Annotated in this window: 8 protein-coding genes; all 8 read left to right on the forward strand. The window is 71.8% G+C overall.

What is annotated here, in order from left to right; translation table 11 throughout:
- The first annotated feature begins 163 nt into the window (after nucleotides 1-163).
- On the forward strand, nucleotides 164-889 hold the full coding sequence (locus EV699_RS16585; RefSeq protein ID WP_132544838.1) for a TetR/AcrR family transcriptional regulator: 726 nt from the start codon (nucleotides 164-166) through the stop codon (nucleotides 887-889).
- A 189-nt stretch (nucleotides 890-1078) separates the two neighbouring features.
- Nucleotides 1079-2812, forward strand: a complete 1734-nt coding sequence (locus EV699_RS16590; RefSeq protein WP_132544840.1) for an AMP-binding protein — start codon at nucleotides 1079-1081, stop codon at nucleotides 2810-2812.
- Between the two features lie 62 nt (nucleotides 2813-2874).
- On the forward strand, nucleotides 2875-4047 hold the full coding sequence (locus EV699_RS16595; RefSeq protein ID WP_132544842.1) for an isovaleryl-CoA dehydrogenase: 1173 nt from the start codon (nucleotides 2875-2877) through the stop codon (nucleotides 4045-4047).
- Nucleotides 4048-4067: 20 nt separating this feature from the next.
- Nucleotides 4068-5675 (forward strand): carboxyl transferase domain-containing protein, encoded by a 1608-nt coding sequence (locus EV699_RS16600; protein ID WP_132544844.1) that lies wholly within the window; start codon nucleotides 4068-4070, stop codon nucleotides 5673-5675.
- A 101-nt stretch (nucleotides 5676-5776) separates the two neighbouring features.
- Nucleotides 5777-6565 (forward strand): enoyl-CoA hydratase/isomerase family protein, encoded by a 789-nt coding sequence (locus EV699_RS16605; RefSeq protein ID WP_132544846.1) that lies wholly within the window; start codon nucleotides 5777-5779, stop codon nucleotides 6563-6565.
- A 220-nt stretch (nucleotides 6566-6785) separates the two neighbouring features.
- Nucleotides 6786-8789 carry an acetyl/propionyl/methylcrotonyl-CoA carboxylase subunit alpha gene (locus EV699_RS16610; protein ID WP_132544848.1) on the forward strand — a complete coding sequence of 668 codons (2004 nt, stop codon included), beginning with the start codon at nucleotides 6786-6788 and terminating at the stop codon, nucleotides 8787-8789.
- Between the two features lie 3 nt (nucleotides 8790-8792).
- Complete coding sequence (locus EV699_RS16615; protein ID WP_132544850.1) at nucleotides 8793-9707, forward strand: hydroxymethylglutaryl-CoA lyase; 915 nt, start codon at nucleotides 8793-8795, stop codon at nucleotides 9705-9707.
- Nucleotides 9708-9887: 180 nt separating this feature from the next.
- Nucleotides 9888-10114 (forward strand): electron transfer flavoprotein subunit beta/FixA family protein (locus EV699_RS16620; RefSeq protein ID WP_424450042.1); only part of this gene is annotated, 227 nt, incomplete at its 3' end.

The following is a 10114-nucleotide window of genomic DNA, read 5'->3' on the forward strand; positions in this document are numbered from 1 at the left end:
GCCGCCACGGCCACGCTGCCGGCAAAGACCCGGGCCGCGCTGCGGCGTGGCGCGCATCGACAAGGCTTCGGCGGCGGTGGGAAGATGCCGGCGGACGCCGCCGCGCGCACACCGTCCGTCCCCCCACCCAAGCCCCTGCGGCCCGCCGGTCGCCCCGACGCTCATGGAACAAGCCCCCAGCCGCCGCCGCGTGCCGGCGCGCGCCAAGTCCGAACAGCGCGTGCGCGACATCCTGCGCGTCAGCCGCGAGGTGTTCGCCGAGCGCGGCTACGAGAACGCCACCACCACCGAGATCGCGCAGCGCCTCGGGGTGTCGGAAGCCACGGTGTTCACCTACTTCAGCAGCAAGCGCGAACTGTGCATGCGGGTGATCAGCGACTGGTACGACGAGATCATCGCGGCGATGGAGGAGGGGCTGCCGCGCGGGCAGAGCGTGAAGGCGCAGCTCGAATTCATCGTCTGCACCCACCTGCGGCTGTTCGTGATCCAGGGCACCGGGCTGTGCGCACTGGTGCTGTCGGAGGGGCGGGCGAAGGGGCAGGCGTTCGGCGACGCCTTCGTGCGCCTGCAACGCCGCTACACCCGGCCGCTGATGGAGCTGCTCGCGCGCGGCCAGGCGAGCGGCGAGGTGCGCAGCGACGTGCCGCTGCGGCTGCTGCGCTCGATCGTGTTCGGGCCGATGGAGCACATCCTGTGGGAGAGCGTCGGCGTGCAGCAGGCGGTCGACATCGAGCGCACCGCGGCCGAGCTGGTGCGCGTGCTGTGGCCGGCGCTGCAGCCGCCCGAGGCCGACGTGGCGGCGCTGCGCCAGTTCCGCGCCGAGGTGAGCGCCGCGGTGCGCCGGCTGGAGGAGGGCGGCGACGCCCCCGAGGCAGCGCCTGCGGGCTGAGTCCGTCCGGCGCCGTCGCTTGCAGGCGGCGAGGCGTCGACATAAGATGAGCATCACTCAACTTTTCTACTGAAGATGCCTTGCCATACCCCCGAAAGGTGGCATTGCACGTGCCGTGCCAAGCGTGTATTGAATATAACTCAATAAATCGCACGCCCCAGGTCGGCGTGAACCACGGTGGATGAGGAGATGACCATGCCCGAAGCCAGCCCCACCCCCGGCACCGGCGTGCCGCAGGACGGCCTGTCGCAGGTCCGCGGCACGACCGACGTGCCGCTGTCGGAGGCGACCATCGCCGGCCTGCTGGCGGCGACCGTCGCGCGCCTGCCGGAGCGCCCGGCCGTGGTGTTCCGCGAGCAGGGCGTGCGCTGGACCTGGCGCGAGTTCCAGGCCGAGGTCGACGCCTTCGCCGCCGGCCTGCTGGCGCTCGGGCTCGAACCCGGTGACCGCCTCGGCATCTGGTCGCCGAACCGCGTCGAATGGCTGGTGACGCAGTTCGCCACTGCGCGCATCGGCGTGATCCTGGTCAACGTCAACCCGGCCTACCGCCTCGCCGAGCTGGAGTACGCGCTGAACGTGTCGGGCTGCCGGGCGCTCGTCAGCGCCGAGCGCCTGCGCAGTTCGGATTACCTGGCGATGCTGCACACGCTGGCGCCGGAGCTCGACGCCTGCGCGCCGGGCGAGCTGCGCGCCGCGCGGCTGCCGGAGCTCGCCACCGTGATCCGCATGGGCGAGGCGGCGAGCCCCGGCATGTTCGGCTACGGCGAGGTGCTGGCGCGCGGCCGCGCGCGCCTCGACAGCGCCGCGCTCGATGCGCTGACGGCGCGGCTCGACTGCTTCGACGCGATCAACATCCAGTTCACCAGCGGCACCACCGGCAGCCCCAAGGGCGCGACGCTGAGCCACCACAACGTGGTCAACAACGCGCGCTTCATCGCCCGGGCGATGCGCTTCAGCGAGGCCGACTCGCTGTGCATCCCGGTGCCGCTGTACCACTGCTTCGGCATGGTGCTGGCGGTGCTGGCCTGCGTGTCGACCGGCGCGACGATGGTGTTCCCGGGCGAGGTGTTCGACCCGGCGGCGACGCTGGCCGCGGTGGCCGAGGAGCGCTGCACCGCGCTGCACGGCGTGCCGACGATGTTCATCGCCGAGCTCGATCACCCGCGCTTCGGCGAGTTCGACCTGTCGACGCTGCGCACCGGGATCATGGCCGGCTCGCCGTGCCCGATCGAGACGATGAAGCGCGTCGTCGCGCAGATGAACATGGCGCAGGTGACGATCGCCTACGGCATGACCGAGACCAGCCCGGTGTCGTTCCAGAGCTCGACGTCCGATCCGCTGGAGCGGCGCGTGACCACGGTCGGGCGCATCCAGCCGCACCTGGAGGCGAAGGTGGTCGACGCCGACGGCCGCGTGGTGCCGGTCGGCGTGACCGGCGAGCTGTGCGTGCGCGGCTACTCGGTGATGCGCGGCTACTGGGGCGACGCGGCGCGCACCCGCGAGGCGGTGCGCGACGGCTGGATGCACACCGGCGACCTGGCGGTGATCGACGCCGAGGGCTACTGCAACATCGTCGGCCGCGCCAAGGACATGCTGATCCGCGGCGGCGAGAACATCTACCCGCGCGAGCTGGAGGAGTTCCTGTTCCGCCACCCCAAGGTGCAGTCGGTGCAGGTGTTCGGCGTGCCCGACGCCCGCTACGGTGAGGAGGTGTGCGCGTGGATCGTGCTGAAGCCCGGCCAGCAGGCGAGCGAGGACGAAATCCGCGATTTCTGCCGCGACCAGATCGCGCACTACAAGATTCCGCGCTACATCCGTTTCGTCGAAGAGATGCCGATGACCATCACCGGCAAGGTGCAGAAGTTCGTCATGCGCGATCGCATGATCGAGGAACTGAAGCTGGAACAGCAGAAGACCGCGTGAGGCGGCTGCGCTGTGCATGACGTCGCCGCCAGCGGCGCCGACCACCCCGAGGAGTTGAGGCCATGATCCACGCATCCACGCTGTTCCCGCTCGGCGAGACCATCGACATGCTGCGCGACGCGGTGAAGAGCTTCGCCGACGTCGAGATCGCCCCGCGCGCGGCGGCGATCGACCGCGACAATGAGTTCCCCGCCGACCTCTGGCGCAAGTTCGGCGACATGGGCCTGCTCGGCCTGACCGTCGCCGAGGAGTACGGCGGCACCGGCCTCGGCTACCTCGCCCACATGGTGGCGATGGAGGAGATCTCGCGCGCCTCGGCCTCGGTGGGGCTGTCCTACGGCGCGCACTCCAACCTGTGCGTCAACCAGATCCACCGCAACGGCACGGCGGAGCAGAAGGCGCGCTACCTGCCCGGGCTGATCTCCGGCGAGCACGTCGGCGCGCTGGCGATGAGCGAGCCCAACGCTGGCTCCGACGTGGTCAGCATGAAGCTGCGCGCCGAGCGCCGCGGCGACCGCTACGTGCTCAACGGCTCGAAGATGTGGATCACCAACGGTGGCGACGCCAACACGCTGGTGGTCTACGCCAAGACCGACGTCAATGCCGGGCCGCGCGGCATCACCGCGTTCATCATCGAGGGCGGGAGCAAGGGGCTGAGCTTCGGCACCCACCTCGACAAGGTCGGCATGCGCGGCTCCAACACCTACCCGGTGTTCTTCGACGACTGCGAGGTGCCGGTCGAGAACGTGCTGGGCGGCGAGGGCAACGGCGTGCGCGTGCTGATGAGCGGGCTCGACTACGAGCGCGCGGTGCTCGCCGCCGGGCCGCTCGGCATCATGGCCGCGTGCATGGACGCGGTGGTGCCCTACCTGCACGAGCGCAAGCAGTTCGGGCAGAGCATCGGCGAGTTCCAGCTGATGCAGGGCAAGCTCGCCGACATGTACACCACCTGGCAGGCCTGCCGCGCCTACGTCTACGCCGTCGGCCAGGCCTGCGACCGCGCCGACCACGCGCGCGCGCTGCGCAAGGACGCCGCCGGGGCGATCCTCTACGCCGCCGAGAAGGCCACCTGGATGGCCGGCGAGGCGATCCAGGCGCTGGGCGGCAACGGCTACATCAACGAGTTCCCCACCGGGCGGCTGTGGCGCGATGCCAAGCTCTACGAGATCGGCGCCGGCACCAGCGAGATCCGCCGCATGCTGATCGGTCGCGAGCTGTTCGCCGAAACCGCCTGAGCCACCACCGGGAGCCCGGCATGAATGCCATCACCTCCAAGCTCAACCCCCGCGCCGAGGAGTTCCGGCAGAACGCCGCGAAGATGGGCGCGCTGGTCGCCGACCTGCGCGCGCAGGTGGCGCGGATCACCCAGGGCGGCGGCGAGGAAGCGCGCCGGCGCCACACCAGCCGCGGCAAGCTGCTGCCGCGCGAGCGCATCCGCGCGCTGCTCGACCTCGGCTCGCCGTTCCTGGAGTTCTCGCAGCTCGCCGCGCACGGCGTGTACGAGGACGACGTGCCGGCCGCCGGGCTGATCACCGGCATCGGCCGCATCCACGGCCAGGAGTGCGTGGTGGTGTGCAACGACGCCACCGTCAAGGGCGGCACCTACTACCCGCTGACGGTGAAGAAGCACCTGCGCGCGCAGGAGATCGCCCGCGACAACCACCTGCCCTGCGTCTACCTGGTCGACTCCGGCGGCGCCAACCTGCCCAACCAGGACGAGGTGTTCCCCGACCGCGAGCACTTCGGGCGCATCTTCTACAACCAGGCCACGCTGAGCGCCGCGGGCATCCCGCAGATCGCCGTGGTGATGGGCTCGTGCACCGCCGGCGGCGCCTACGTGCCGGCGATGAGCGACGAGTCGATCATCGTGCGCAACCAGGGCACGATCTTCCTCGCCGGCCCGCCGCTGGTGCGCGCCGCCACCGGCGAGGTGGTCAGCGCCGAGGACCTCGGCGGCGCCGACGTGCACTGCCGCACCTCGGGCGTCACCGACCACTACGCGCACAACGACGCCCACGCCCTCGGGCTGGCGCGCAAGGTCGTCGGCAACCTCAACCGGGTCAAGCGCCCGGGCCTCGACCTGCGCACGCCGCGCGAGCCGCTGTACGCACCCGAGGAGCTGCACGGGGTGATCCCGGCCGACACGCGCAAGCCCTTCGACGTGCGCGAGGTGATCGCGCGCCTCGTCGACGGCTCCGAGTTCGACGAGTTCAAGGCGCTCTACGGCACCACGCTGGTGACCGGCTTCGCGCACCTCTACGGCTACCCGGTCGGCATCGTCGCCAACAACGGCGTGCTGTTCTCCGAGGCGGCGCTGAAGGGCGCGCACTTCGTCGAGCTCTGCTGCCAGCGCGGCATCCCGCTGGTGTTCCTGCAGAACATCACCGGCTTCATGGTCGGGCGCAAATACGAGAGCGAGGGCATCGCCAAGCACGGCGCCAAGATGGTCACCGCCGTCGCCTGCGCGCAGGTGCCGAAGTTCACCGTGCTGATCGGCGGCTCGTTCGGCGCCGGCAACTACGGCATGTGCGGGCGCGCCTACTCGCCGCGCTTCCTGTGGATGTGGCCGAACGCGCGCATCTCGGTGATGGGCGGCGAGCAGGCCGCCGGCGTGCTGGCGCAGGTGCGGCGCGAGGCGGTCGAGCGCAAGGGCGGGCGCTTCGGCGCCGACGAGGAGGAAGCCCTGAAGGCGCCGATCCGTGCCCAGTTCGAGACCCAGGGCCACCCCTACTACGCCAGCGCCCGGCTGTGGGACGACGGCGTGATCGATCCGGCCGACACCCGCCGGGTGCTCGGCCTCGGCCTCTCCGCGGCGCTCAACCGGCCGATCGACAGGACCGGCTTCGGCGTGTTCCGGATGTAGCCGCCAGCCCCTCGCCCCCGGGGAGAGGGGTCGGGGTGAGGGTGCCTAGAGGACGTGCGCGGGGCGCAGACCCCGGCCGAAACACCACCACGGAGGCTCGCATGAGCGCCATCCAGATAGAAACGGCCGCCGGCGTGGCGACGCTGACGCTGAACCGCCCCGAGCTGCACAACGCCTTCGACGACGCGCTGATCGCGGCGCTGACGGCGGCGCTGCGGCGGCTCGAAGCCGACCCCGCGGTGCGGGTCGTGGTGCTGGCGGCGAACGGCAAGAGCTTCTCCGCCGGCGCCGACCTGAACTGGATGCGGCGCATGGCCGACTACACCGTCGCGCAGAACCTCGACGACGCGCGCGGGCTCGCCGAGCTGATGCGCACGCTGAACGCGCTGGCCAAGCCGACCGTCGCCAAGGTGCAGGGTGCGGCCTACGGCGGCGGGGTGGGGCTGGTGGCCTGCTGCGACATCGCCGTCGCCGCCGACGGCGCGAGCTTCTGCCTGTCGGAAGTCAGGCTCGGGCTGATCCCGGCGGTGATCTCGCCCTACGTCGTCAACGCCATCGGCGAGCGCCAGGCGCGGCGCTACTTCGTCAGCGCCGAGCGCTTCGACGCCGCCGAGGCCCGCCGCATCGGCCTGGTGCACGAGGTGGTGCCGGCCGCCGGGCTCGACGCGAAGGTGGACGAGCTGCTGGCGACGCTCGCCGGCAACGGCCCCGCCGCGATGGTCGCCGCCAAGGACCTCGCCCGCGCGGTGGCCCGCGGCCCGCTCGACGCCGCGATGATCGAGGACACCGCGCGGCGCATCGCCGACATTCGCGCCAGCGCCGAGGGCCGCGAGGGGCTGTCGGCCTTCCTCGGCAAGCGCCGGCCGGCGTGGACGGAACGCAGCGCGTGAGCGATCGGCCGGAGTCAGGCAGCGTGAGGGCGTACGGTGCTGGCGATGATGGCGCCCACGGTCTGCTCGGCGATGCGCAGTTCGTAGGCGGCCTGGAGTCGCAGCCACCAACATGATGCAACGCTAGTTCGTTTTACGTAATGCGTAGAGCCGTGCCTTTCAAGAACCCCCATCCCGCAGGTAGCGGGCGAGGGGGCGTCAGCAGTCGGAGAGGAGAGCCATGTTCGACAAGATCCTGATCGCCAACCGCGGCGAGATCGCCTGCCGGGTCATCGCCACCTGCCGGCGGCTGGGCATCCGCACCGTCGCGGTGTACTCCGAGGCCGATGCCGACGCCCGCCACGTCGCGCTCGCCGACGAGGCCTACCTGCTCGGCCCGGCCAAGGCCGCCGACAGCTACCTGCGCGCCGACAAGATCATCGAGGTCGCCAAGGCGAGCGGCGCGCAGGCGATCCACCCCGGCTACGGCTTCCTCTCCGAGAACGCCGCCTTCGCCGACGCCCTCGCCGAGGCGGGGCTGACCTTCATCGGCCCGCCGGCGGCGAGCATCCGCGCGATGGGCTCGAAGAGCGCCGCCAAGCAGCTGATGGAGACCGCCAGCGTGCCGCTGGTGCCGGGCTACCACGGCGCCGGGCAGGACCTGGAGCTGCTGAAGCGCGAGGCGCGCCGCATCGGCTTCCCGGTGCTGATCAAGGCCAGCGCCGGCGGCGGCGGCAAGGGCATGAAGATCGTCACGCACGAGGGCGAGCTCGAGGCGCAGCTCCTGTCGGCGAAGCGCGAGGCGCTGGCGAGCTTCGGCGACGACCAGGTGCTGATCGAGAAGTACCTGACCCGCCCGCGGCACATCGAGATACAGGTGTTCGCCGACGACCACGGCAACGTCGTCTACCTGTTCGAGCGCGACTGCTCGGTGCAGCGCCGCCACCAGAAGGTGATCGAGGAGGCGCCGGCGCCCGGCATGGACCCCGCGCGGCGCGCCGCGATGGGCACGGCCGCCTGCAACGCCGCGCGCGCCATCGGCTACCGCGGCGCCGGCACCGTGGAGTTCATCGCCGACGAGGACGGCACCTTCTACTTCATGGAGATGAACACGCGCCTGCAGGTCGAGCACCCGGTGACCGAGATGATCACCGGCCAGGACCTGGTGGAGTGGCAGTTGCGCGTTGCCGCCGGCCAGCCGCTGCCGCTGCGCCAGGACGCGCTCGCGATCCGCGGCCACGCCTTCGAGGCGCGCGTGTACGCCGAGGATCCGGAGCGCGACTTTCTGCCGGCGATCGGCCGCCTGTACCACCTGCGCACCCCCGCCGAGGGCCCGCACGTGCGCATCGACACCGGCGTGCGCGCCGGTGACGAGGTGTCGATGCACTACGACCCGATGATCGCCAAGCTGATCGTCTGGGACGAGACCCGCGAGCGCGCGCTGGCGCGCCTGCGCGCGGCGCTCGCCGACTACCAGGTGGTGGGCGTCAGCACCAACCTGCGCTTCCTCGGTGCGCTCGCCGCGCATCCGGCCTTCATCGCCGGCGACGTGCACACCGGCTTCATCGGCCAGCACCACGCCGCGCTGTTCCCGCCGCGCGCCGGGGTGCCCGAGCGCGTGCTGGCGCTCGCCACGCTGGCGCGCCTGCTCGACGCCGACCGCAAGGCCGCGGCGCGCGCGCAGGCCTCGCACGACCCCTGGTCGCCGTGGCACGGCGCCGAAGGCTGGCGGCTCAACGAGGACAACCACCACACCTTCCACTACCGCGACGGCGAGCACGAGCTCGCGGTCACCGCGCACTACCGCGACGGCCACTACCTGCTGGAGCTGCCCGGCGGCACGGTGCGGGCGAGCGGCACGGTCAGCGCCAGCGACGACGTGCACGCCGACCTCGACGGCGTGCGCCTGCGCGCCACCCTGGTGCGCCGCGGCGCCGAGCTGACGGTGATCACCGCCGCCGGCCAGTGGACGCTGACGCTGCACGATCCGCTGGCGCAGGCGATGGAGGGCGAGGCCGGCGGCGGCGGGCTCAGCGCGCCGATGCCGGGTGCGATCGTCGCCGTGCTGGTCGCTCCCGGCGACGCGGTCGAGGCCGGCCAGCCGCTGGTGATCATGGAGGCGATGAAGATGGAGCACACCATCACCGCGCCGCACGCCGGCGTGGTCAGCGCCGTGCACTACGCCCCCGGCGACCAGGTGCAGGACGGCGCCGAACTGCTCGCGCTCGACGCGACGGAGGCCTGAGCGATGGCCTTGCCGCACTACGTGAAGATGGTCGAGGTCGGCCCGCGTGACGGCCTGCAGAACGAGCCCGCGCTGGTGCCGACGACGGTGAAGGTCGCGCTGATCGACCGCCTGTCGGCCACCGGGCTGCCGGTGATCGAGGCCGCGAGCTTCGTCTCGCCGAAGTGGGTGCCGCAGATGGCCGACAACGCCCAGGTGCTCGCCGGCATCGCGCGCCGCCCCGGCGTGCGCTACCCGGTGCTCACCCCCAACCTGCAGGGCTTCGAGGCGGCGCTCGCGGCCGGCGCCGACGAGGTCGCGGTGTTCGCGGCGGCGAGCGAGAGCTTCTCGCGCAGGAACATCAACTGCTCGATCGCCGAGAGCCTGGCGCGCTTCGCGCCGGTGCTGGAGGCCGCCGCCGCCGCCGGCGTGCGCGTGCGCGGCTACGTCTCGTGCGTGCTCGGCTGCCCCTACGAGGGCCGCATCGACCCGCAGGCGGTGGCGCAGGTCGCCGCCGAACTGACGCGCATGGGCTGCTACGAGGTCTCGCTCGGCGACACCATCGGCGTGGGCACCCCCGAGGCGGCGCGCGCGATGATCCGCGTGGTGGCCGCGCACGTGCCGGTGGAGCGGCTCGCCGCGCACTTCCACGACACCTACGGCATGGCCGTCGCCAACCTCTACGCGGTGCTGCAGGAGGGCGTGGCGGTGATCGACAGCTCGGTCGCCGGGCTCGGCGGCTGCCCCTACGCCAAGGGCGCCTCGGGCAACGTGGCGAGCGAGGACGTGCTGTACCTGCTGAACGGGCTCGGCATCGACACCGGCGTCGACCTCGACGCGCTGGTCGCCGCCGGCGCCTACATCAGCGAGCACCTGGGGCGGGTGAACGGCTCCAAGGTGGCGCGGGCGCGGCTGGCGGCGTGCGCCGCGCCCGGCTGAGGCGCACCCCGACGGCCCGCCGGGCGGACCCGGCGGGCCTGATAGCTTCCGGTTCTATCGCGCGCCGCGCGCGGCGCTGTTCCGCAGCCGACCGGAACTGCCATGATCCGCGCCGTATTCGCCCCGCCGCCGGCACTGCCGCGGCGGTCCCCATCCCCATTCGGAGAGCAAGCAACAGCCATGAAAGTACTGGTCACGGTCAAGCGCGTGGTGGACTACAACGTGAAGGTGCGGCCGAAGGCCGACGGCACGGGGGTGGACATCGCCAACGCGAAGATGTCGATGAACCCGTTCGACGAGATCGCGGTGGAGGAGGCGGTGCGCCTGCAGGAGGCGGGGCAGGCGAGCGAGATCGTGGTGGTGTCGCTGGGGGTGTCGGCGTGCCAGGAGGTGCTGCGCACGGCGCT

It is taken from the genome of Plasticicumulans lactativorans, from assembly GCF_004341245.1.
Classification (GTDB): domain Bacteria; phylum Pseudomonadota; class Gammaproteobacteria; order Competibacterales; family Competibacteraceae; genus Plasticicumulans_A; species Plasticicumulans_A lactativorans.

What these genes read in the sequence shown, in the direction of transcription:
- EV699_RS16585 (WP_132544838.1), top strand. Translation starts at nt 164, where the DNA reads ATGGAACAAGCCCCCAGCCGCCGCCGCGTGCCGGCGCGCGCCAAGTCC.
- EV699_RS16590 (WP_132544840.1), top strand. Translation starts at nt 1,079, where the DNA reads ATGACCATGCCCGAAGCCAGCCCCACCCCCGGCACCGGCGTGCCGCAG.
- EV699_RS16595 (WP_132544842.1), top strand. Translation starts at nt 2,875, where the DNA reads ATGATCCACGCATCCACGCTGTTCCCGCTCGGCGAGACCATCGACATG.
- EV699_RS16600 (WP_132544844.1), top strand. Translation starts at nt 4,068, where the DNA reads ATGAATGCCATCACCTCCAAGCTCAACCCCCGCGCCGAGGAGTTCCGG.
- EV699_RS16605 (WP_132544846.1), top strand. Translation starts at nt 5,777, where the DNA reads ATGAGCGCCATCCAGATAGAAACGGCCGCCGGCGTGGCGACGCTGACG.
- EV699_RS16610 (WP_132544848.1), top strand. Translation starts at nt 6,786, where the DNA reads ATGTTCGACAAGATCCTGATCGCCAACCGCGGCGAGATCGCCTGCCGG.
- EV699_RS16615 (WP_132544850.1), top strand. Translation starts at nt 8,793, where the DNA reads ATGGCCTTGCCGCACTACGTGAAGATGGTCGAGGTCGGCCCGCGTGAC.